This is a genomic window from Aeromonas sp. R6-1, assembly GCF_040908165.1.
Taxonomy (GTDB): Bacteria; Pseudomonadota; Gammaproteobacteria; order Enterobacterales; family Aeromonadaceae; genus Aeromonas; species Aeromonas caviae.
In genome coordinates, this window is the sequence record NZ_JBFODF010000026.1 from 16,043 (window position 1) to 36,289 (window position 20,247).

Here is a 20,247-nt window from a genome sequence, read left to right on the forward strand (position 1 = left end):
GGCGGCACTTATTGTTGCAACGCCCCTCAGGGCAGTTGCAGTGGATAGATGGGAAGATGAAGCTCGCTCAAAGGTTTTTCAAGCTTTTGCTTGTCTCCCACCACCACAATCACCATCTCGGCCGGATCCAGCCAGCGGGCTGCACTGGCCTTCAGCGTCTCGGGTGACACCGTTTTGATCAGGTTGTTCTGGGCCTGCACATAGTCCGGCTTCAGGTCGTACATGATCATCTGCAGCAGGAAGCCAGCCTTCTGCCCCAGGGTCTCGTAGGAGAGCGCATCCTGCTGGGAGACGGCGCTGCGCATGTAGGCCAGCTCCACCGGGGTCGGCCCGCTCTTGCGGTAGCCGTCCATCTCCTTGAGGAACTGGCGGATGGCATCCACGGTCGCATCGGTGCGCACATTGGCGCCGGTCGCGAAGACACCCGCCTCGCGGTTGGCCTGGAAGCCCGAGCTGGCACCATAGGTGTAGCCCTTGTCTTCCCGCAGGTTGAGGTTGATGCGGCTGTTGAAGTTGCCACCCAGGTTGAAGTTCATCAGGTTGGCGATGAAATAGTCTCCCGTGGTGTCAAACGGCATGGCGCGACGGCCGATACGGATCACCGACTGGGGGGCCCCCGGCTTGTCCACCAGATAGATGCCTGGCTTGGCCTGCTCTCCCCCGGGCTTGAGATCCCCCAGGGTCGGGGCGGCTCCCTGCCACTGGGTCAGGAAGGCGAGACCGGATTCCACCTGCTGGGCGGTCACATCACCTGTCACCACCACCTTGGCATTGGTCGGATTGTAATAGGCCTCATAGAAGCGCTTCACATCCGCCAGGGTCAGCTTCTCCACGTCCGCCAGCACCCCGTCAGAGGGTTGGCCGAGGCGATTCTGCTTGCCATAGACCAGTTCGCGGAACGCCTGACCCGCCAGCCACTCCGGCTGCTGCTCGCTCTGTTTCATGCCTTGCAGCATCTGGGTCTTGAGCCGCTCGAAGTCCGCTTCCCGCAGGCCGGGTTGCAGCAGCACTTCCCGCACCAGCGCCAGGGTTTCGGGCAGCTTGTCCGCCAGACTGCTGATGGTGATGAGGTTGTTGTACTGGGCGCTGGAGACGCTGATGCTGGCGCCGAGTTTTTGCAGCTCGTCGCTCAGCTCGGCCTCGGAGAGGCGCGTCGTCCCCTGCTCCAGCATGGCGGCGGTGAGGCTGGCCAGCCCCAGTTCTCCCTTGCCTTCGGCCCGGATGCCACCCGGCAGGGCGATCATGATGGAGACGGCCGGGATCTCGTCGCTGTGGGTGCCGATGATCTCGATCCCCTTGTCGAGCTTGCCACGCCAGATGGCGGGCACCTTGACGCTCACCGCATCGGCCGCCTTGGGCTGCACGCTGCGATCGAAGTCATCTTTCACCGGCCGCTCGGCCAGCACCTTGTCATGCTTGCTGTAATCCGGCAGCTCCCGCTTGGCGGGAGTGAAATTGGGCTTGGCGGCCTGCCAGTCGCTCTTGCCCTTGGGCACCACGCTCAGCACCACGGCAGGCTTGTTCTGGATGAACTTGTCGTAGGCAGCCTTGACGTCAGACCCCTTGACCCGGGCGATGGCATCCAGATTCTTGAACACATAGTCGGGATCCCGGGCCAGCACCTGCCCCATGGCAAGCTGGCTTACCTTGCCCTCAATACTGTCGAGTCCCCAGATGGCGGACGCGCGATAGCTGCTGATGGCCTTCTCCAGATCCGCAGGCTTGATGCCGCGCTGGGCGAACTCGCCGATCACCTTGTCCACCTCGCCCTTGAGGGTCTTGAGGCTGCCATCCGCCGCCGGATTGGGGTAGGCATAGACCGTCAGGGTACAGGCAAGCTCTTCGCAGGAGTGGGAAGCACCCGCCTCGATGGCCTTGCCGGTTTTCACCAGGGACTGGTAGAGCATGGAGCTGGCAGAGCCCCCCAGCACATCGGCAAAGATGTCTAGGGCCGGCTCCTGCGGGTCACCCAGGGAGACGGTCGGGTAGCTGATATACAGGAGCGGCAGATGCACCTTGTCTTCCAGCGTCACGTAGCGGGTTGCCGGCAGGGTGGCAGGCTGGGGCGTCGGTTCTGCCACATCCGGACCGCGCGGGATGGAACCGAAGTACTGCTCAATCCAGGCCAGCGCCTGCTTGGTATCAAAGTCGCCGCCCAGGGTCAGGGTCGCGTTGTTGGGACCATACCAGCGCAGGAAGAACTGCTTGAGGTCGTTGACGTCGACCCGGTCGAGATCCTCCACATAACCGATGGGTTGCCAGGAGTAGGGGTGGGTACGCGGATAGAGTGCCTCCCCCACCCGCTCGCCCACCAGGCCATAAGGCTGGTTGTCGATGCGCTGGGCCCGTTCGTTCTTGACGGTGGCGCGCTGGATCTCGAACTTCTTCTGGCTCACCGCATCGAGCAGGAAGCCCATGCGATCCGCCTCCAGCCAGAGCACCTTCTCCAGCTGGTTGGCCGGCACGGTTTCGTAGTAGTTGGTGCGGTCCTTGTTGGTGGTGCCGTTCATGTCACCGCCCGCCTCGTTGATGATCCGCATGTGTTCCTGATCACCAACGTGCTTGGAGCCCTGGAACATCATGTGCTCGAAGAAGTGGGCAAAGCCCGACTTGCCCACGGTTTCCCGGGAGGAGCCGACGTGATAGGTGACGTCCAGATGCACCAGGGGATCGGAGTGGTCGGGGGCCAGGATCACGGTCAAACCGTTGTCCAGCTTGTACATCTGGTAGGGGATGCCGAGCTTGCCCTCTTGTTTGACCTGCTCGGACACCAGGGTCGGGGCCGCCAGCACGGGAAGGGAGAAGCCCAGCAGCATGCTTAATGGAATGAGTTTGTTCACGGGTACCTCGTGAGTGACAAAAGGGCTAGAAGATCTGACTGGCCAGCAGAAACACCAGGGCATAACGAAGCAATTTGCCGAGCCCGATCAAGATGAGGGAGCGCCAGAAGGAGAGGCGCAGCCAACCAGCCAGCAGACAGAGACCATCGCCGACCACAGGCGTCCAGGCAAGCAGCAGACACCAGTGGCCATGACGTTTGAGCCAACCAAGGGCTTTTTGTTCCCCACGGCCTTGAAAATCTTCCGGTTTTTTCTTGTGGGTGGCGAGCCAGCCGAGCCACCAGGTGGTCATGGAACCCAGGGTATTGCCCAGCGTCGCCCAGAAAAGCAGGCTGGTCATGCTCCACTCCCCCTTGACCGCCATGGCGCCCAGCAGCACTTCCGAGCTGCCGGGCAACAGGGTGGCGGAGGTGAAGGCGCTCAGAAACAGCCCTCCCAGCCCCATCCCGGTGAAGTCTATCATCCGGGCTGGCCGTCTGCGGCGGACATGCGCAGCAACAGCTTGCCGCGCACATGGCCCTGCTCGATGGCCTGATGGGCCAGCGCCCCTTCTGCCAGCGTGTATTCACCGGAGACAGTGATCTTCACCTCCCCCTGGCGAAGCAGCGTCAGCATCTGGGTCAGCTGCGTTCGATCGGGATGGACCAGCATGCCGACAACCTCGACGCCGAGCTCGGCCCCCGCGTCCTTGATCTGCTGGGCCGTGATGGTGGGGACCGTCACCAGACGGCCGCCCGGCTTGACGCAGGCCAGCGCCGCCTTGCCGCTCTCGCCCCCCACCAGATCCAGCACCAGATCGAACGGACCATCGGTGATCGCCTCGGTGCACCACCCGGCCTGGTGGTAATCCACCATCCGGCTCGCCCCGAGACTATGAAGGAAGCTGTGATTGTCGCCGCTTGCCGTGGCAACCACGTGGGCACCATAGGCGGCGGCAAACTGCACCGCCAGGTGGCCGACGCCACCGGCACCGGCCAGGATCAGTACCCGATGCCCCGACCGCAAGCCACCGTGCTCCAGCAGCCCCTGCCAGGCGGTGAGACCCGCCAGCGGCAGGGCCGCTCCCTGCCTGAGGCTCACCCCATCGAGCTTGACCAGCTCCTCCTCGCGGGCCACTACGGATTCGGCATATGCACCGGCGGCGAGGGGGAAACCCACCATGCCGCACACCTGAGCCCCCTCGGCCAGGGAGGTCACGCCGGGCCCCACCTTTTCCACCACACCGGCCACGTCATAACCCGGCGTCCAGGGCAGGTTGTCCTTGTTCTGGGCGGCCGCCCAGCCGAGACCGGCCCGGGTCTTGGCATCGATGGGGTTGACCCCCGCAAAGCAGATGCGCACCCGCACTTCGCCGTCGGCTGGCACCTTGTCCAGGGAAGGGTTGAGCCTGAGTACCGAGGGGTCGCCGAATGCGGTAATCTGTAGCTGCGTCATTGCACAATCCATCCTGTTGATTGATCAAGGGTCAACAGAATAACAGCGAGGACACCATGGCTCGAATGTTTCTTATTCCTCTGTTGCTGGCCCTGGGGTGGTGGGCGTTTCTGCTCTACTTCCGCATTCCGCTCAAACAGGGGGCCAAGGGCTTTTACTGGATCATCGGCATCGGCGGCGGGCTGGCCGCCTTCCTCAGCCTGATGATGGTGCTCACTCACTAGGGTTCGGGGACAAGGGGGAACAAGAGAAGATGCTGCATGGACTGAACCATCTCACGCTGGCAACCGGCGATCTCGACAGCAGCGTTGCCTTTTATGTCGACTTGCTGGGATGTCGCCCTAGGGTGAGATGGGCACGGGGAGCCTATCTCACCCTCGGCGATCTCTGGCTCTGTCTCTCCTGCGATCCTCCCCAACCGGCCAGAGATTACAGTCATGTCGCGTTTGGCATCTCGCCTGAACAGTTTCCAGCCTTCTGCGCCCGTCTGCGCGCGGCGGGCGTCGTGGAGTGGAAGAAGAACAGCAGCGAAGGGGATTCACTCTATCTGCTGGATCCCGACGGGCACCGGCTGGAAATCCATGCAGGCAACCTGGATAGCCGGCTCGCCTCCCTCAGACAGCAACCCTATGAGGGTCTTATCTGGTTCGACTGAGCCGGATTCACCCCTGCTCGGCACGAAGATGGTAGTGACGATTGCTGCCCTGCCCCAGCACGCCCTGCGCCAGCAGATGCTGGAACACCCGGTCCACCTCCTCCAGAGACAGTGACAATGCCTCTGCCACCTTGCGTTTGCTGCATTTGAGCTCGCCGCTCTCCAGCGCGCCGCGCACCTGGGCGACCACGGCTGGCTCGGGCATGGGTCTGCTGATGGCTGGCGGCTCCGGGGTCGGCGCTGCGACCCGGGCCTCGGCTTGCGCCTTCTCCCGTTGCCACATCCATTGACGGCGGAAACGGTTCTCCTCACCGATCAGGCTGACGAAAAAGGCACCAAATGCATCGAGCAGGATAGACAGGAAGCAAACCAGCAGGAACTGCACCTGGCCGATGCTCATGCCCACCCCGTCCGCCAGACTGCTCATCAGCCCCAGCATGGAGGACTGCTCCCCCAGCGGCTTGGCGTCCCGCTCCTGGCGCAGCTCGTCCTGACGCAGCCTGAGCTTGGTGTTGGCCTGCTGCAGACCGCTGACGCCGCTCGAGATACGCGCCATCTCGATGTATTTGCGGGCCGCCTCTTCGTTGAGCTGGATCTGCCGCTCTATGCTGGCTATCTGCTCGTCGAAACGGGCTATCTCCCGCTCGTGACGCGCCTGCTGGCTCAGGATGGTGTTGGTGGCGCTGTTGATGCCGCCGATACTGCCCCCGATGGAGATGGCGGCCAGCACGCTGTAGAACAGCAGCGACCAGAAGGCGCCGCCCAGATCCCGCCTCGCCTTGCACTCGCCGTACTCGTACCAGACGTAGAACTTGCCCAGCTCGAAGATGATGGCCAGCCCGCCGAACAGCCACTTCATCAGGGGGTTTTCGTCGATGGAGAGAAACAGCAGCAGGGAGAAGACGATGGAAGCCAGAATGGCCAGCCCGGTAAAACTGTAGACTGTCGTGAGGGCGAACCATCCCTTGGGGTAACGCAATGCGGCGCAAGCCTGAGTAGTCATGATGAAACGGGAAACATCTGCAGGAAAAGTTGGCTGCCGATTATAGTCGCCACTCCCCCGGAGAGAAGGGCAAATCCCCGAATTCCCGCCGATGGACGATCAGCTGCCCAGAGTGCGACCAAAACGTGCAAATCGGCAGCAGAAAAACACTACAATCGACCCCGAACCTGAAGGACATCTGCGGTTATGCTCGGGTTAAGCCCGCCGCATTACACTCTTTTCCACCGAACACGACTCGAGGACATCATGAACAGAACGACGGCTTTGTTGCTCTCTCTTTTTCTGATCACCGGTAGCGCCCTGGCACAGGACGAAGGGAGCCAGACCTTCTCCGTGGATGCGCTGACCTTCAATCTGGACTGGAATGACACGCAGTTTGACTGGTCCCAGAGCAACTGCTTCGATCTCGGGAGCGGTGACACGGCCGCCGCCGACTGCAAGAGGATCAACCTCAATCTGGAGGACGAGACGCAGCGCAACCAGCCCCCCAGCACCAACCAGATCAGCACGCAACCGGATCAATGATCCCCCTGACAGGGGCCTTGATGCGATGACCCACATGACCATGACTTCCCGCGGCGCACTGCTGCTCTCCCTGCTTCTGGTTCAGGGAATGGCCTTTGCTGCCCCCCCTTCCAAACACGATGACGACATCCGGATCTCCACCGACCAGGGCCGGGTAAGCCTGGATTGGGACGACAAGGAGTACGAGTGGTGGCAGCACAACTGCCTGGATGTCAGCACCCGGACCAGCCGCATCCAGCTCAACTGCGACAACATGGATGGCAAATACCGCGACCATTACAACCGCAGCATTCACAGTGGCAACAACCCGGGTCAGGGCCATGACAAGCCCAGGAACAAGCACGGCGGCAACGGCCACCAAAAACACTGACCAGCATGCCCATGGACATGGTTGAGGGGCCTGTGGCCCCTAGAGTCATTTCCCCTACCAGTAGTTTTCCATGCTGATATTGCCGGGGGCGCGACGCAGGTTCTTGGCAAGCCCCAGCCCGAGCAGGGTCTGCTGGGTTTCTTTCACCATGGCGGGGTTGCCGCAGATCATCACCTGGCTCAACTCGGGGGAGAAGTTCAGCCCCACCCTCGCCTGCAAGCTGCCATCGACGATGGCTGCCGGGATACGCCCTGCCATCGCCCCCGGCCAGGTCTCACGACTGACGAAGGGAACATAGCGAAAACGCTCGCCATGCTGCTCGGCAAAACTGGCGATAAGCGGCTGATAGCTGAGCTCTTCCCCTTTTCTCACCCCGTGTACCAGCACCAGATGCTCGAAGCGGTCGAAGACCTGTCCCTCGGCCAGCATGGCGAGGAAGGGGCCGATGGCGGTGCCGGTTGAGAGCAGCCAGAGATCCCGTCCCGGGGGAATCTCATCCAGGGTCAGAAAACCGGTGGCCTGGGACTGCACCAGCAGGCTGTCGCCCACCTGCAGGGAACCGAGAGAGGGACTCAGCTCACCGCCGGGGATCTCCACCAGATAGAATTCGTGATAGGGCGTGCCGGGAGGATTGACGAAGGAATAGGCACGCTGGACTCGACGCTCACCCTGCTCCAGGGCCAGCTTGGTGAATTGACCCGCCTTGTAGGGGGCAAGTTCCGCCTCCACACGCAGGGAGAGCAGGGTGGGTGTCCACTCGATGCGCTCGATGACCCGACCTTCGACCCAGGCAGCCATAAAGGTTCTCCTCCAGAGGAACAGACCTTCACTTTACCCCTTGATCTGAAAATAAAAAACCCGCGCATGTGCGCGGGTTTTTCTGCAAGAGCGGAACGCTATTACAGAGCAACAACCTGGATTTGTACGGTTGCTTTGACGTCAGCGTGCAGCTGAACAACAACTTCGTACTCACCGGTGTTACGCAGAACGTTGCCCATGCGGACTTCGCTCTTGGCAACGGCTACGCCGGCAGCAGTGATGGCTTCAGCCACGTCACGGGTACCGATGGAACCGAACAGCTTGCCTTCGTCGCCAGACTTGGAGGCGATGACAACGGCAGCCAGCTCACCCAGCTTGGCAGCGCGCTCTTCGGCAGCAGCCTTGTTGGCAGCCAGTTTGGCTTCCAGCTCAGCGCGACGAGCACCGAAGGCTTCGATGTTGGCCTTGGTGGCCATAACAGCTTTGCCTTGCGGGATCAGGTAGTTACGGGCATAACCAGCTTTTACGGAAACTTGGTCACCCAGACCGCCCAGTTTGGCGATCTTATCGAGCAGGATAACTTGCATTACCTTTCCTCTATAAATTTCGTTGAGTTAGGCGTAAGCGCCGGGCCGATTCTTACTTGTTGTGCAGATCGGTGTACGGCAGCAGAGCCAGGTAACGAGCACGCTTGATGGCGCGTGCCAGCTGACGCTGATACTTGGCGCGGGTACCGGTGATACGGCTCGGTACGATCTTGCCAGATTCAGTGACGTAGTTTTTCAGAGTAACGATATCTTTGTAGTCGATCTCGGTAACGTTCTCGGCGGTGAAGCGGCAGAACTTACGACGACGGAAATAACGTGCCATGGCCTTTATCCTCTAATGCGGTGATCTAAGAATTACTCTTCGGAAGACGCTTCAACAGCATCTTCGCGACGCTCGTCGTCACGACGGGTGAAGCGCTCTTCCTTGGCCTTGGCCATCGGAGAAACTTCAGTCACGGCGTGCTTGGTGCGCATGATCATGTTGCGGATAACGGCATCGTTGAAGCGGAAGTTGGTTTCCAGCTCATCGATAACGGCCTGTTCAGCTTCTACGTTCATCAGAACGTAGTGAGCCTTGTGCAGCTTGTCGATCGGGTAAGCCAGTTGACGACGGCCCCAATCTTCCAGGCGATGAATGGTACCACCAGCGGTGGTGATAGCGCCGGTGTAACGCTCGATCATGCCAGGTACTTGCTCGCTCTGGTCCGGATGAACCATGAAGACGATTTCGTAATGACGCATTTTAGCTCCTTACGGATTAATTCAGCCTCCGCCCAGGTGCAGCCAGACCTCGGAGGCAAGGAACATAGTGATGTTTAGACGCTGCTTTCTAGGGCGGCGTATTGTACGAAATCACCTCTCCCACTGCAACTGGCGAAGCAAGATGTTTTTCTCGATGAGCCCGATACAAAACTTTAATTGATAACAATTATCATTTAGATCCATACTCTCCTCATATCCCCACGGAGGATGACAGTATGCAACCTGCGCTCACCACGGCCATCCCGGCCCGCAAATTCAAGCTGACCCTGCTCGGCCCCGCCTTCATCGCCGCCATCGGTTATATCGACCCGGGCAATTTTGCGACCAATATCCAGGCCGGCTCCACCTTCGGCTATCAACTGCTGTGGGTAGTGGTGTGGGCCAACCTGATGGCCATGCTGGTGCAGACCCTCTCGGCCAAGCTCGGTATCGTCACTGGCAAGAACCTGGCGGAACACATTCGTGATCGTCTGCCCAGGCCCGCAGTCTGGGCCTATTGGGTGCAGGCCGAGATCATCGCCATGGCCACCGATCTCGCCGAGTTCATCGGCGCTGCGGTCGGCTTCAAACTGCTGCTCGGCATCACCCTGCTGGAAGGGGCCTGCATCACCGCCGTGGTCACCTGGGGGATCCTGATGTTGCAATCCCGCGGCCAGAAGCCGCTGGAGTTCGTGGTGGGGGGCCTGCTGCTGTTCGTGGCCGCCGCCTACATCGTCGAGCTGATCTTCTCGCGCCCCCATCTGCCGAGTCTGCTGGAAGGGGCACTCTTCCCCGGCCTCCCCAATGGTGATGCTGTCTATCTTGCCGCCGGTGTGCTAGGTGCCACCGTGATGCCCCATGTCATCTATCTCCACTCGGCCCTGACCCAGCACACCCATGAGCAGGGCACGGTGGCCCAGCGACTGCACAGCACCCGGGTCGACGTGGCCATCGCCATGACCATCGCCGGCTTCGTCAACCTGGCCATGATGGCCATGGCGGCAGCCGCCTTCCACAGCTCCGGCAACCAGCAGGTGGCCGAGCTGGAATCGGCCTACCAGACCCTCACGCCCCTGCTGGGACCGGCAGCCGCCACCCTGTTCGGCCTCTCCCTGGTCGCCTCCGGCATCTCCTCCACCGTGGTCGGGACGCTGGCGGGGCAAGTGGTGATGCAGGGCTTCGTGCGCTTCACCATTCCGCTCTGGCTGCGCCGAGCCATCACCATGGCTCCCGCCTTCGTGGTGATCGCCATGGGCCTCAACACCACGGAAATTCTGGTGCTGAGCCAGGTAGTGCTGAGCTTCGGCATTGCCCTCGCCCTCATTCCGCTGCTGATCCTGACCGGCGATCGCGCCCTGATGGGGGCACATCGCAACCATCCTCTGACCCAGGCAGTCGGTCGCCTCATCGTCGCGCTGGTGATCGGCCTCAACGCCTATCTGCTGGTCACCACCCTCTAACGCCATCTTGAGGCTCATTGACCCGGGTTGATGAGCCTCTTCGCACTTTCGCGTATGCTGCCCCTTTCTCTTCTCATCATCTCGTTGCGGGAGCCCTGCCATGGAACATACCCGAGCCAGCTTCGTACTGGGCCACCATCAGGAACAGGCCAGCGTCGTCTGTTGCAAACAGGGGGATCCGACCCTGCTGGTCACCGACCTCACCCCCTTTCATCCCCAGAGCCACCTCTGGCCCGATCAACCCGGTGACGTGGGCACAGTGCGCTGGGAAGAGGGGGAAGCGGCCGTGGGCCCCTGCCGCATGGGCGCCATCAGTCCCGAGGGCGAGCTGTTCGTGGATACGGAGATTCCGGTCAAGCGGGGGGCGGATGGGTGGGCTTTCGTGGTGGTGCATCCCCTCGCCGGTTCCCATCACCTTGCCATTGGCTCGCCTGTGGAACTGACGGTGGATGCCGAGGCACGCCATGCCCTGAGCCTGGGCCACAGCGCCTGCCACCTGGTGGCACTGGCCCTCAATCGGGCGCTCACGCCCTATTGGCGAAAGGAGACAAGCGAGCTGGACGCTCTCGGGCAGCCGGATTTCGACCGCCTCGCCATCCAGCACTCCCGGGTCGAGCCCAGAGGATCAAAGGAGCAGTACCGGATCGGCAAGAGCCTTCGGAAAAAGGGAATCAACAGCGAGGCATTGCTGGCCGACCTCGACAGGATAGCGCTCCAGGTCAACGAGCAGCTGATGCGCTGGCTCAAAGAGGGAGGCGAGATCCGCCGCAGCCGGGCCGGTGATGCCATCATCGATTCCCGCTACTGGCATGGCATGCTGGACGGTCAGGAGATCACCATTCCCTGTGGCGGCACCCATGTAAGCACTCTGACCGAGTTGGGCCAGGTTCAGGTGACGCTGGCCTCCAGTGAAGAGGGATTTACCCTCACCACCCGGGTCACTCCCTGAACCACCACAGCCTTCCTGATGTCGCACCGCCCTGACCGGGGCGGTGTCCCGACAGAGAGACCGCAGGCAGATCAGCGCGGCGGTATCTCACCCCGGGCTGCTACCCCATGGCCACGGGGTAGCAAAAAACCATGCAATGCACCACGGATGAGGGGCCACTTGCCCCTTTCCTGGCGCCTGACGATGTCAGGTAGGCTCCCTTCGCATCCCCATGTGAGGGATGTCATCTTCCAGATACCCTTCCCCTTCGGCCACGAAACCATGCTGGCCGTAAAAACCTTGCAGGTGGGCCTGTGCACCGAGCCAGATGCTGTGTGCAGGCCAGCGAGCCTCGCACTCTCTGACCGCTTGCGCCAGCAGGCGGTGACCCAGTCCGCCCCCCCGCGACGTGGGAGAGGTGACCACACGGCCGATGGCGGCGCCGCTGCCATCACCAATGCCGGGTGCCATGATGCGGGCATAGGCGGCCAGCAGATCGCCCTGATAGCCGAGCAGGTGCCAGACCCCTTCGCGGCGATCGAGCCCGTCCAGATCCTGGAAAGGGCAGGTCTGCTCCACCACGAACACCTCGGCGCGCAGGGCAAGCAGCTCATACAATTCATCAGTGGTCAGCTCGGACCAGGATTTCATACTCCAGTTCATGAATGACTCCTGTTTAATGGGGTCTGACAGCATAATCTTGCTCCCGACGAGGGGCATTAACCTTGGTTAAGTTGGCCCCCTTCTCATCCAATGCGGACATGGTCGACAAAGAGCCGATCTCTGCCCAGGTTCATCGGCAATCCCTTCTGGCTCAACCCTGATCGCGCGTTTTCAGCCGCCTGCGGATGCGGCTCAGGCTGATGGGGGTGATCCCCAGATAGGCGGCAATCTGGTGATCCGGAACCCTGGCATCCAGCGCGGGGAAGCTTCGCAGAAAATGCTGATAGCGCGCCTCTGGGCCCCCGGTCAGCAACAACAGCTCTTTCTCCTCCTTGATGCGCAGTTGCACTTCAAGGAGATGGTGATACCAGGCGGGCCAGCAAGGGAGTCGGCGCAGATCCGCCAGCGGAAGAAGCTGCAGCCGGCAAGGCTCCAGCGCCTCCACGCTGTAGCGGGCGGGCTCACCACTGAGCAGGTGGTGGAAGTCGATAAACTCGTCCCCCTCCCAATAGAACTCCTTGATGTACTCGCGGCCATCCGCCAGCACCACCTTGGCCCGCAGCAACCCTTCTTCCACCCTAACCAGCAGCGCCGGACTGTCACCGGCATGCCAGAGGCAGGTGCGAGGGGGCAAGGTCAGGGAGCGGGCAAAAGAGAGGAGGCGCTCGGCCTCCTGCTCATCTGCAACCCGTTCCCAGACAAAGGGGGGTCTGTCGGTCATCGTCTTGTCAGACGCGGCGCTGGCGCACGGCTTCGAACAGGCAGACACCGCTCGCCACCGAGACGTTGAGGCTGGAGACAGCCCCCGCCATGGGGATGCTCACCAGCTCGTCGCAATGTTCGCGGGTCAGGCGGCGCATCCCCTTGCCTTCGGCCCCCATCACCAACGCCATGGGGCCGGTGAGTTTGGCCTGATAGAGATCGTGATCCGCCTCGCCGGCGGTGCCGACGATCCAGACGCCGCGCTCCTGCAGCTCGCGCAGGCTGCGGGCCAGGTTGGTGACCTGGATGAGCGGCACCACTTCGGCGGCGCCACAGGCGACCTTGCGCACCACGGACGTGAGGCCTGTGGCCTTGTCCCGCGGCACGATCACCGCATGCACCCCGGCCGCATCGGCACTGCGCAGACAGGCACCGAGATTGTGCGGATCGGTCACCCCGTCCAGTACCAGCAGGAAGGGCGCTGTCTCTTGCGCCGCCAGATCGTCCAGCAGGCTGGCCAGGTCGTGCTCGGCCAGCTTGGGCGCTTCAATCACCTTGGCCATGATGCCCTGGTGATTGTTGCCTTCCGCCTTGTCATCCAGCGTCTTGCGGTTCACGCTCTGCACCCTGATACCGAGGGACTCCAGCTCGGCCAGCAGGGGATGCAGCCGCTCGTCATCGCGGCCCTTGAGAGCCCACACCTCGATGAAGCGCTCGGGGGTGCGCTCCAGCAGCGCGGAGACGGCGTGAATGCCGTAGATCAGTTCAGTACTCATTTAGTGCTCTTGGCCTTGTCGCGAGCCTTTTTGCTCGGTCGTCTGTTGCTGGGCTTGGCACGGCCACCCTTGTCGGATTTACCGCTCTCCTTGCCCTCTTTGCGTTTCTCGTGGCGCTGGGCGCTCTTGGCCTTCTCTTTCTTGATCTCGGCCTGCTTGCGCGCCATCTCCTTGGCGTTCTTGCCGGTGGCCTTGAGGGGCTCTTCCACCATCACGAAGTCGATCTTGCGATCGTCCAGGTTCACGCCCATCACCTTGACCCGCACCTTGTCACCCAGACGGTAGCGACGGCGGAAGTTCTCGCCGATCAGCTGCTGGTGCAGGGGGTCGAACTGGTAGTAGTCGTTGGTGAGGGTGCTGACGTGCACCAGACCGTCGATGTGGATCTCCGCCAGACGCACGAAGAAGCCAAAACCGGTGACGCTGGCGATGACGCCGTCAAACTCGTCACCCACGTGATCCAGCATGTACTCGCACTTGAGCCAGTCTGCCACGTCGCGGGTGGCATCATCGGCACGGCGCTCCGTCATGGAGCAGTGCTCGCCCATGGGGTCCACTTCTTCCAGCTGGTAGTGGTAGCCACCGCTCGGCGTCCACTTGTGGCGCAGGTTGCCCTGCTGCTCCTTGGCGGTCTGGTACTTGATCGCCCGGTGCAGGATGAGATCCGGGTAACGACGGATTGGCGAGGTGAAGTGAGCGTAGGACTTCAAGGCCAAGCCGAAGTGACCGATGTTGTCGGCCTGATAGATGGCCTGACGCATGGAGCGCAGCAGCATGGTGGAGAGCAATTCCGCATCCGGGCGCCCTTCGAATTTGGCGGCCAGGTCGGCAAAGTCCTTCGGCTCGGGCTCCAGGCCCCCCTTGAGCTCCAGACCCAGTTCGGCCAGGAAGTCACGGAAGCCGGTCAGACGCTCCTCGCCCGGGCGGTCGTGCACCCGGAACAGGGCGGCGGCCTCGTTCTTCTCGATGTAGCGGGCGGCAGCCACGTTCGCCTGGATCATGCACTCTTCGATGATCTTGTGGGCGTCATTGCGCACCAGCGGTACGATACGGTCGATCTTGCGCTGGGCGTTGAAGATGAAGCGGGTCTCCTCGCTTTCGAACTCCACCGCACCGCGTTGATGGCGAGCATGCTTGAGCGCCTTGTAGAGGTTGCTCAGCTCCTCGATGTGGCCCACCAGCGGATCATACTGCTGACGCAGCTTGGGATCCCCGTCAAGGATCGCCGCTACCTTGGTGTAGGTCAGGCGAGCGTGGGAGTTCATTACCGCTTCGTAGAACTTGTAGCCGGACATGCGGCCGGCGGCGGAGATGGTCATCTCGCACACCATGCAGAGCCGGTCGACCTGCGGGTTCAGGGAACACAGACCGTTGGAGAGCACCTCCGGCAGCATGGGCACCACGAACTCGGGGAAATAGACCGAGTTGCCGCGCTGATAGGCTTCGGTGTCGAGGGCCGTGCCCGGTTTCACATAGGCAGAAACGTCCGCGATGGCGACCCACAGGCGCCAGCCGCCTCCACGCTTGGCTTCACAGAAGACAGCGTCATCGAAGTCGCGGGCGTCTTCCCCGTCGATGGTCACCAGCGGCAGGGCGCGCAGGTCGATGCGACCCTCTTTGGCCTTCTCCGGCACCTGCTCGCCGAGACCGGCGACCTCTTTGGTCACCTCTTCCGGCCAGGTGTGCGGAATGCCGTGGGTACGCAGGGCGATCTCGATCTCCATGCCGGGCGCCATGTTCTCACCCAGGACTTCCAAGACGGTACCGACCGCATTGAAGCGGGCAGTGGCGCGCTGGTTGATGCGCACGACTACAACCTGGCTCTGGCGAGCCCCCTTGTTCTCCCCTTCCGGGATGATGATGTCCTGGCCGATGCGGCTGTCATCGGGTACCACGAAACCGACGCCGTTCTCGACGAAGTAACGACCGACGATGTCCGCCTCCCGGGATTTGAGCAGGCGCACCAGACGCGCTTCCTGACGACCCTTGCGATCGATCTCGGTCGGCTGCACCAGGGCATAGTCGCCATGCATCAGGCGCTGCATCTCGCGGTTGTTCAGGAAGAGATCCGCTCCACCACCCTCGGGGCGCAGAAAACCGAATCCATCTTTGTGGCCAAGCACATAGCCTTTGACCAGATTCAGGCGATCCGGCAGGGCGTAACATTGGTTGCGGGTGAACACGAGCTGCCCGTCGCGCTCCATGGCGCGCAGGCGACGTCGCAAGGCTTCCAACGGCTCTTCATCGGTCAGCTTGAGGACCTTGGCCAGCTCTTCCCGGGACATGGGTTTCTCATGGCCCTTGATGAGCTCCAGCAGCATCTCGCGACTGGCGATGGGGTTTTCGTATTTTTCGGCCTCGCGTTGGAGGAAAGGATCTTTTTGAGACATAAGCAGGCCTTAGGGTAGGTAATAACGCAGACATTATATCGGAGGGGGGAGCTAATGGCATCCATCGACTGCCTTTTGGCCATTCTCTCTGTCATACTGGACACAGTTTGCAGGTATGTGAGACTCGGAACTCATGAGCAAGGACTCGTTCGCCCAATCTGCCGCCTATTTGAAACAGGCGGTTCCCCTGATGATCAAGTATCAAATTCCCACCACGCCGAACAACTATCACCTTTGGTACAGCTACGTCTCCGGCGACATGCCCGAACTCAACCATGCCGTCGATCAGGCGATAAAGCAGCAGGGAACCTTCTCCCTGACCACCTGCGAGCGTCTCTACCACCAGCACCTTGCGGCCCAGGACGAGCAGCAGATCGAGGCGATGAAACTCAACCTGGCGGCCATGGCCAGCGAGCTGAGTCACTCGATGCAGGATGCCATCTCCGATACCGGGCTGTTTCAGGAGATGCTCGACAAGAGTTTCGACAAGCTGAGCAAGATAGACGACGAGGGGCTCAGCCTGGAAGACACCATGGGGATCCTGCGGGATCTCGTGCGCGAGTCGCGCGACGTACGCATGTCCACCCTCCACTTTCGCAACCAGCTCAGCAGCGCCGAGAAAGAGATCAAGGAGCTGAAACAGGCCCTGAACGAGACGAGGAAGCTGGCCACCGAGGACCCGCTCACGTCTCTGCTCAATCGACGCGCCTTCGATCTCGAGATGGACAGCCTCATCCGCAGCAAGCAGCCCTTCTCCCTGATCCTGACCGATATAGATCGCTTCAAGAACTTCAACGACGAATATGGACATCTGCTGGGGGACCAGGTGCTGCGCATCGTCGGCAAGCGGCTGCGAGAGGCCAGCAAGGAGGGCATAACCGCCTATCGCCTGGGGGGTGAGGAGTTTGCCCTCTTGGTGCCAAACCGCGCCCTGGCACTGACCCGCCAGATGGCCGAGAGCCTGCGTCGCGTCATCGAGCGGATGTCGATTCTGGATCGCAAATCCGGGCGACGCATCGATCACATCACCGCCTCGTTCGGCGTGGGGGAATACATCCCCCAGGAGACGGCAGACACCCTGATCGAGCGTACCGACAAGCTGCTCTACAAGGCCAAGGAGCTGGGACGCAATCGGGTGATGCCACTGCCCTCCTGATCCCACCAGATGCAAAAAGGCCGGTCATTGACCGGCCTTTTTCATGCTTCCCTTATCGGGATCAGAGGCTTTTCAGCTTCTCTTCCGGCAGGGCCAGCTCGTCATTGTGGTTGACACCGATACCGCGCTCCAGCACATGGCGGGCGATGGCATGGGCCTCTTCCAGCGAATGCATGCTGTAAGTACCGCACTGGTATTCGTTCAGCTCGGGGATCTTGCCCTGATCCTGCACGGTCAGCACGTCGCTCATGGCGGCCTGCCAGGCAGCGCCAACACGGGCTTCATCCGGCGCACCGATCAGGCTCATGTAGAAGCCGGTGCGGCAACCCATGGGAGAGATGTCGATGATCTCCACCCCATTCCCATTGAGATGATCACGCATGAAGCCGGCAAACAGATGCTCCAGAGTATGGATGCCACGCTCGGAGAGGATCTCCTCGTTCGGCACGCAGAAACGCAGGTCGAACACGGTGATGGTGTCCTTGTTCGGGGTCTGCATGGTCTTCGCCACCCGCACTGCCGGGGCGGCCATGCGGGTATGGTCGACGGTAAAACTGTCCAATAACGGCATTTCTGACTCCTGATTTGGTTACCAGAACCAGCCCCCGCTGGAGAGCTGATCCTTGCATTGTCGATACTGGGCACCGTAGCGCTGGGCACGGGCCTCCACCTTGCGGGAGACCTTCATCAGCCATCCCTTGCTGCGGTAGCTGCCACGTCGGTAGCCCCCCCAGCCTTCGTGATAATTGAGATACTGGCCATAGGCATCCCACTTGGACGTGCCGTTGAGCCGCTGTGCCTTGTGAGTGTACCAGCCCATGAAATCGATGGCGTCGGCAAAGTCGTCGCGATCGCTCCAGCCGTTGCCGGTTTCCCGCTGATAGTCGGCCCAGGTTTCGTCTTTCACCTGGGCATAGCCGTAGGCTGAACTGGCCCGCCCGGTGGGGATGAAGAGGAAATACTGCATCGGCGGCTGGGCATCATGCACGAAGGAAGATTCCTGGTACATCATGGCCATCACTACCTGGACAGGTGTCCCCCACTTCTTGTTCATCTTGAGCGCCGCCTCGTGCCATTCGGGTTTCTCCCGAAAGATCTGGCACAGGTTTTCCGGCTGGGCCGGCGGCCGGGTGCTGCACGCGGTGAGTGCCATCAAGCACGCCGCCACGACCCCGATACGGTACAACGACATCAGAACGACAGACTCTTGCTGTTCATCACAGGGCACATCCACCACATCAGATCGCGTCTTCGTTCTCTTCACCAGTACGAATACGAATGACGCGCTCCACCTCGCAGACGAAGATCTTGCCATCACCGATCTTGCCGGTACGCGCTGTGTTCTGGATGGCTTCCAGGCAGGCATCGAGATCCTCGTCCTGCACCACCAGCTCCACCTTGACCTTAGGCAGGAAGTCGACCATGTACTCGGCACCGCGATAGAGCTCGGTATGGCCCTTCTGGCGGCCGAACCCCTTGACCTCGGACACTGTCATGCCGTTGATGCCGATCTCGGCCAGGGCCTCGCGCACATCGTCCAGCTTGAACGGTTTGATGATGGCTTCAATCTTCTTCATGGTGACTCCTTACCAGTTCTGTTTGCCGAACCCGGACGTGATGGGATAACGGCGGTCCTTACCAAAGTTGCGAGCCGTGATGCGAGGGCCGACGGCGGCCTGACGGCGCTTGTATTCGTTGAGATCCACCAGGCGGATCACCTTGCGTACCACCGCCTCTTCGAAACCTTCCGCCACCATGTCGGCGACAGACGCATCCTCTTCCACGTAGCGCTTGAGGATGGCATCCAGAATGTCATAGGGGGGTAGGCTGTCCTGATCCACCTGGTCCGGCGCCAATTCTGCCGAAGGCGGGCGGTCGATGACCCGCTGCGGGATCACATAATCGACGGAATTGCGGTATTCGCACAGCTTGAAAACAAGCGTCTTGGGCACATCTTTCAGCACGTCGAAGCCTCCGGCCATGTCGCCGTACAGAGTGGCGTAGCCGACCGCCATTTCACTCTTGTTGCCGGTAGTCAGCACGATACGGCGACGCTTGTTGGAGAGCGCCATCAACAGCACACCACGGCAGCGGGCCTGCAGGTTCTCTTCAGTGGTGTCGCGGGCAGTCCCTTCAAACAGCGGTGCCAGCTGGGCCATAAAGCCCTCGAACATGGGCTCGATGGAGATGATGTTGAACTCCACCCCCATCCGCTCGGCCTGCTCCTTGGCATCTTCCACGCTCATCTGGGCGGTGTAGCGGAACGGCATCATCACCGCCTGCACCTTGTCGGCGCCGATGGCATCGGCTGCGATGGCCAGGGTCAGTGCCGAGTCGATACCGCCGGAGAGGCCCAGCACGGCGCCGTGGAACCCGTTCTTGGTGACGTAGTCGCGCACCGCCAGCACCAGCGCCTGATAGGTCTCGGCCAACGGCTCCAGCGGTGCGGCGGGTTCCCGCTCCTTCACCGGCTGACCATCGGCAAAGCGCACCAGCGCCAGCTCTTCGGCAAAGGGGGCCAGCTTGTGGGTCAGCTCGCCCTGGCTGTTGAACACCTTGGAGCAGCCGTCGAAGATCAGCTCGTCCTGGCCGCATACCTGATTGAGGTAGATGAGCGGCAGACCGGTCTGATCGCAGCGCTCCGCCATCAGCTCGCGGCGGATCCAGGGTTTTTCCTGATCATAAGGAGAGGCATTGATGGTGAGCAGCAGCTCGGCTCCCGCCGCCTTGGCGGCCAGCGCCGGCCCCGGCTGCCAGAGATCTTCGCAGATGAGCAAGCCCAACTGATGGCCACGGAACGGCACCACACAGGTATCGGTCGCCGCAGTGAAGTAGCGCTTCTCGTCGAACACCCCGTAGTTGGGCAAGTCCTGTTTGAAATAACGTGCCCGCAGTTGACCGCGCTCATAGAGAGACGCCGTATTGTAAAGCGCCCCCTCTTCGCGCCAGGGATGGCCTACCAGAATGGCACATTGTCCCTGCCATGCCGCGATGCGGGACAGAGCGGCCTCGACCCGGATCATCAGGTCGGCGCGCAGCAGCAGATCCTCAGGCGGGTATCCTGTCAGGGCCAGCTCGGAGCAAACCAGCAGATCGGCCCCTTGCTGATCGGCCAGGGCTGCTGCCGCCAGTACCTTGTCACAGTTATCTTCGATGGCGCCTACCGTCAGATTTAACTGGGCAAGCATCAGAGAGAGGGCTTTTGCCATGGCGATGCATCTTGAATTCGAAAATGATGGGGAATGATAAAGAAAAGGCGCTGGCTGTGCCAGCTCAACACTTGGGCTTTGCGCTGGT

General features: G+C 61.4%; 23 protein-coding genes. 7 read left to right on the top strand and 16 right to left on the bottom strand.

The window, feature by feature from the left end:
• Positions 1 to 26: 26 nt before the first annotated feature.
• Genes AB5Y68_RS06390 through AB5Y68_RS06400 form a run of 3 tightly spaced genes read right to left on the bottom strand, consistent with a single transcriptional unit; the run spans position 27 to position 4,274 of the window.
• On the bottom strand, positions 27 to 2,840 hold the full coding sequence (locus tag AB5Y68_RS06390) for a pitrilysin family protein (protein ID WP_039040007.1): 2,814 nt from the start codon (positions 2,838 to 2,840) through the stop codon (positions 27 to 29).
• A gap of 25 nt (positions 2,841 to 2,865) precedes the next feature.
• Positions 2,866 to 3,303 carry a YqaA family protein gene (locus tag AB5Y68_RS06395; protein ID WP_029313803.1) on the bottom strand — a complete coding sequence of 146 codons (438 nt, stop codon included), beginning with the start codon at positions 3,301 to 3,303 and terminating at the stop codon, positions 2,866 to 2,868.
• Complete coding sequence (locus AB5Y68_RS06400; protein ID WP_052258830.1) at positions 3,300 to 4,274, bottom strand: NADP-dependent oxidoreductase; 975 nt, start codon at positions 4,272 to 4,274, stop codon at positions 3,300 to 3,302. The genes AB5Y68_RS06395 and AB5Y68_RS06400 overlap by 4 nt, the downstream gene beginning before the upstream one ends.
• A gap of 56 nt (positions 4,275 to 4,330) precedes the next feature.
• Here AB5Y68_RS06400 and AB5Y68_RS06405 point away from each other — a divergent pair, with 56 nt between their 5' ends.
• A complete protein-coding gene (locus tag AB5Y68_RS06405) occupies positions 4,331 to 4,498 on the top strand; it encodes a hypothetical protein (protein WP_005308905.1) in 168 nt (55 codons plus the stop codon).
• A gap of 29 nt (positions 4,499 to 4,527) precedes the next feature.
• Positions 4,528 to 4,929 carry a fosfomycin resistance glutathione transferase gene (fos, locus tag AB5Y68_RS06410; protein ID WP_039040005.1) on the top strand — a complete coding sequence of 134 codons (402 nt, stop codon included), beginning with the start codon at positions 4,528 to 4,530 and terminating at the stop codon, positions 4,927 to 4,929.
• 7 nt (positions 4,930 to 4,936) lie between these two features.
• Here fos and AB5Y68_RS06415 read toward each other — a convergent pair whose 3' ends face one another.
• Positions 4,937 to 5,932, bottom strand: coding sequence for a hypothetical protein (locus tag AB5Y68_RS06415; protein ID WP_039040004.1), 996 nt, complete (start codon positions 5,930 to 5,932; stop codon positions 4,937 to 4,939).
• Positions 5,933 to 6,178: 246 nt separating this feature from the next.
• Between AB5Y68_RS06415 and AB5Y68_RS06420 the strand changes: the two genes are divergently transcribed.
• Both AB5Y68_RS06420 and AB5Y68_RS06425 read left to right on the top strand, forming a co-directional pair.
• Positions 6,179 to 6,457: a hypothetical protein gene (locus AB5Y68_RS06420; protein ID WP_050485177.1), complete on the top strand. Its 279-nt coding sequence runs from the start codon at positions 6,179 to 6,181 to the stop codon at positions 6,455 to 6,457.
• Positions 6,458 to 6,497: 40 nt separating this feature from the next.
• On the top strand, positions 6,498 to 6,827 hold the full coding sequence (locus AB5Y68_RS06425; RefSeq protein ID WP_029313799.1) for a hypothetical protein: 330 nt from the start codon (positions 6,498 to 6,500) through the stop codon (positions 6,825 to 6,827).
• 54 nt (positions 6,828 to 6,881) lie between these two features.
• Here the strand turns inward: AB5Y68_RS06425 and AB5Y68_RS06430 are convergent, their stop codons facing one another.
• From AB5Y68_RS06430 to rpsF, 4 genes are all read right to left on the bottom strand, one after another.
• Positions 6,882 to 7,625: a ferredoxin--NADP reductase gene (locus AB5Y68_RS06430; RefSeq protein ID WP_039040002.1), complete on the bottom strand. Its 744-nt coding sequence runs from the start codon at positions 7,623 to 7,625 to the stop codon at positions 6,882 to 6,884.
• A 101-nt stretch (positions 7,626 to 7,726) separates the two neighbouring features.
• Positions 7,727 to 8,173: a 50S ribosomal protein L9 gene (gene rplI / locus AB5Y68_RS06435; RefSeq protein WP_010673120.1), complete on the bottom strand. Its 447-nt coding sequence runs from the start codon at positions 8,171 to 8,173 to the stop codon at positions 7,727 to 7,729.
• A gap of 52 nt (positions 8,174 to 8,225) precedes the next feature.
• Entirely contained in the window at positions 8,226 to 8,456 is a 231-nt protein-coding gene (gene rpsR, locus AB5Y68_RS06440) for a 30S ribosomal protein S18 (RefSeq protein WP_005313392.1), read from the bottom strand.
• 32 nt (positions 8,457 to 8,488) lie between these two features.
• Positions 8,489 to 8,875, bottom strand: a complete 387-nt coding sequence (rpsF, locus tag AB5Y68_RS06445) for a 30S ribosomal protein S6 (RefSeq protein ID WP_005331771.1) — start codon at positions 8,873 to 8,875, stop codon at positions 8,489 to 8,491.
• Positions 8,876 to 9,111: 236 nt separating this feature from the next.
• Between rpsF and AB5Y68_RS06450 the strand changes: the two genes are divergently transcribed.
• Together AB5Y68_RS06450 and AB5Y68_RS06455 are read left to right on the top strand one after the other, a co-directional pair.
• Positions 9,112 to 10,335, top strand: a complete 1,224-nt coding sequence (locus AB5Y68_RS06450; protein WP_039040001.1) for an Nramp family divalent metal transporter — start codon at positions 9,112 to 9,114, stop codon at positions 10,333 to 10,335.
• 100 nt (positions 10,336 to 10,435) lie between these two features.
• Positions 10,436 to 11,284, top strand: a complete 849-nt coding sequence (locus AB5Y68_RS06455) for a hypothetical protein (protein ID WP_039040000.1) — start codon at positions 10,436 to 10,438, stop codon at positions 11,282 to 11,284.
• A gap of 186 nt (positions 11,285 to 11,470) precedes the next feature.
• Here AB5Y68_RS06455 and AB5Y68_RS06460 read toward each other — a convergent pair whose 3' ends face one another.
• The 4 genes from AB5Y68_RS06460 to rnr form a co-directional block, all read right to left on the bottom strand.
• The gene (locus tag AB5Y68_RS06460; RefSeq protein WP_039039999.1) at positions 11,471 to 11,926 is read right to left on the bottom strand and encodes a GNAT family N-acetyltransferase; all 456 of its coding nucleotides are present in this window, start codon (positions 11,924 to 11,926) and stop codon (positions 11,471 to 11,473) included.
• A gap of 151 nt (positions 11,927 to 12,077) precedes the next feature.
• Positions 12,078 to 12,647 carry a Crp/Fnr family transcriptional regulator gene (locus AB5Y68_RS06465; RefSeq protein WP_039039998.1) on the bottom strand — a complete coding sequence of 190 codons (570 nt, stop codon included), beginning with the start codon at positions 12,645 to 12,647 and terminating at the stop codon, positions 12,078 to 12,080.
• 7 nt (positions 12,648 to 12,654) lie between these two features.
• On the bottom strand, positions 12,655 to 13,404 hold the full coding sequence (rlmB, locus tag AB5Y68_RS06470) for a 23S rRNA (guanosine(2251)-2'-O)-methyltransferase RlmB (protein ID WP_010673115.1): 750 nt from the start codon (positions 13,402 to 13,404) through the stop codon (positions 12,655 to 12,657).
• Positions 13,401 to 15,794, bottom strand: coding sequence for a ribonuclease R (gene rnr / locus AB5Y68_RS06475; RefSeq protein WP_010673114.1), 2,394 nt, complete (start codon positions 15,792 to 15,794; stop codon positions 13,401 to 13,403). Before rnr ends, rlmB begins: the two co-directional genes overlap by 4 nt.
• Before the next feature lie 133 nt (positions 15,795 to 15,927).
• Between rnr and AB5Y68_RS06480 the strand changes: the two genes are divergently transcribed.
• Positions 15,928 to 16,950, top strand: a complete 1,023-nt coding sequence (locus AB5Y68_RS06480; RefSeq protein ID WP_010673113.1) for a GGDEF domain-containing protein — start codon at positions 15,928 to 15,930, stop codon at positions 16,948 to 16,950.
• A 61-nt stretch (positions 16,951 to 17,011) separates the two neighbouring features.
• Here AB5Y68_RS06480 and luxS read toward each other — a convergent pair whose 3' ends face one another.
• Genes luxS through AB5Y68_RS06500 form a run of 4 tightly spaced genes read right to left on the bottom strand, consistent with a single transcriptional unit; the run spans position 17,012 to position 20,159 of the window.
• Positions 17,012 to 17,521, bottom strand: a complete 510-nt coding sequence (gene luxS, locus AB5Y68_RS06485; RefSeq protein ID WP_010673112.1) for an S-ribosylhomocysteine lyase — start codon at positions 17,519 to 17,521, stop codon at positions 17,012 to 17,014.
• An 18-nt stretch (positions 17,522 to 17,539) separates the two neighbouring features.
• Positions 17,540 to 18,142 (bottom strand): transglycosylase SLT domain-containing protein, encoded by a 603-nt coding sequence (locus AB5Y68_RS06490; RefSeq protein WP_039039997.1) that lies wholly within the window; start codon positions 18,140 to 18,142, stop codon positions 17,540 to 17,542.
• Positions 18,143 to 18,188: 46 nt separating this feature from the next.
• A complete protein-coding gene (gene glnB / locus AB5Y68_RS06495) occupies positions 18,189 to 18,527 on the bottom strand; it encodes a nitrogen regulatory protein P-II (RefSeq protein ID WP_005308848.1) in 339 nt (112 codons plus the stop codon).
• 9 nt (positions 18,528 to 18,536) lie between these two features.
• Entirely contained in the window at positions 18,537 to 20,159 is a 1,623-nt protein-coding gene (locus tag AB5Y68_RS06500; RefSeq protein ID WP_039039996.1) for an NAD+ synthase, read from the bottom strand.
• Positions 20,160 to 20,247: the final 88 nt, after the last annotated feature.

Coding starts and splice junctions, on each gene's coding strand:
- AB5Y68_RS06400 (WP_052258830.1), bottom strand. CDS start 4,274: ATGACGCAGCTACAGATTACCGCATTCGGCGACCCCTCGGTACTCAGG.
- AB5Y68_RS06415 (WP_039040004.1), bottom strand. CDS start 5,932: ATGACTACTCAGGCTTGCGCCGCATTGCGTTACCCCAAGGGATGGTTC.
- AB5Y68_RS06420 (WP_050485177.1), top strand. CDS start 6,179: ATGAACAGAACGACGGCTTTGTTGCTCTCTCTTTTTCTGATCACCGGT.
- glnB (WP_005308848.1), bottom strand. CDS start 18,527: ATGAAGAAGATTGAAGCCATCATCAAACCGTTCAAGCTGGACGATGTG.
- AB5Y68_RS06490 (WP_039039997.1), bottom strand. CDS start 18,142: ATGTCGTTGTACCGTATCGGGGTCGTGGCGGCGTGCTTGATGGCACTC.
- AB5Y68_RS06450 (WP_039040001.1), top strand. CDS start 9,112: ATGCAACCTGCGCTCACCACGGCCATCCCGGCCCGCAAATTCAAGCTG.
- rpsF (WP_005331771.1), bottom strand. CDS start 8,875: ATGCGTCATTACGAAATCGTCTTCATGGTTCATCCGGACCAGAGCGAG.
- AB5Y68_RS06480 (WP_010673113.1), top strand. CDS start 15,928: ATGAGCAAGGACTCGTTCGCCCAATCTGCCGCCTATTTGAAACAGGCG.
- AB5Y68_RS06460 (WP_039039999.1), bottom strand. CDS start 11,926: ATGAACTGGAGTATGAAATCCTGGTCCGAGCTGACCACTGATGAATTG.
- AB5Y68_RS06395 (WP_029313803.1), bottom strand. CDS start 3,303: ATGATAGACTTCACCGGGATGGGGCTGGGAGGGCTGTTTCTGAGCGCC.
- rnr (WP_010673114.1), bottom strand. CDS start 15,794: ATGTCTCAAAAAGATCCTTTCCTCCAACGCGAGGCCGAAAAATACGAA.
- AB5Y68_RS06455 (WP_039040000.1), top strand. CDS start 10,436: ATGGAACATACCCGAGCCAGCTTCGTACTGGGCCACCATCAGGAACAG.
- rpsR (WP_005313392.1), bottom strand. CDS start 8,456: ATGGCACGTTATTTCCGTCGTCGTAAGTTCTGCCGCTTCACCGCCGAG.
- AB5Y68_RS06425 (WP_029313799.1), top strand. CDS start 6,498: ATGACTTCCCGCGGCGCACTGCTGCTCTCCCTGCTTCTGGTTCAGGGA.
- AB5Y68_RS06465 (WP_039039998.1), bottom strand. CDS start 12,647: ATGACCGACAGACCCCCCTTTGTCTGGGAACGGGTTGCAGATGAGCAG.
- luxS (WP_010673112.1), bottom strand. CDS start 17,521: ATGCCGTTATTGGACAGTTTTACCGTCGACCATACCCGCATGGCCGCC.
- AB5Y68_RS06405 (WP_005308905.1), top strand. CDS start 4,331: ATGGCTCGAATGTTTCTTATTCCTCTGTTGCTGGCCCTGGGGTGGTGG.
- AB5Y68_RS06500 (WP_039039996.1), bottom strand. CDS start 20,159: ATGGCAAAAGCCCTCTCTCTGATGCTTGCCCAGTTAAATCTGACGGTA.
- rlmB (WP_010673115.1), bottom strand. CDS start 13,404: ATGAGTACTGAACTGATCTACGGCATTCACGCCGTCTCCGCGCTGCTG.
- AB5Y68_RS06430 (WP_039040002.1), bottom strand. CDS start 7,625: ATGGCTGCCTGGGTCGAAGGTCGGGTCATCGAGCGCATCGAGTGGACA.
- rplI (WP_010673120.1), bottom strand. CDS start 8,173: ATGCAAGTTATCCTGCTCGATAAGATCGCCAAACTGGGCGGTCTGGGT.
- fos (WP_039040005.1), top strand. CDS start 4,528: ATGCTGCATGGACTGAACCATCTCACGCTGGCAACCGGCGATCTCGAC.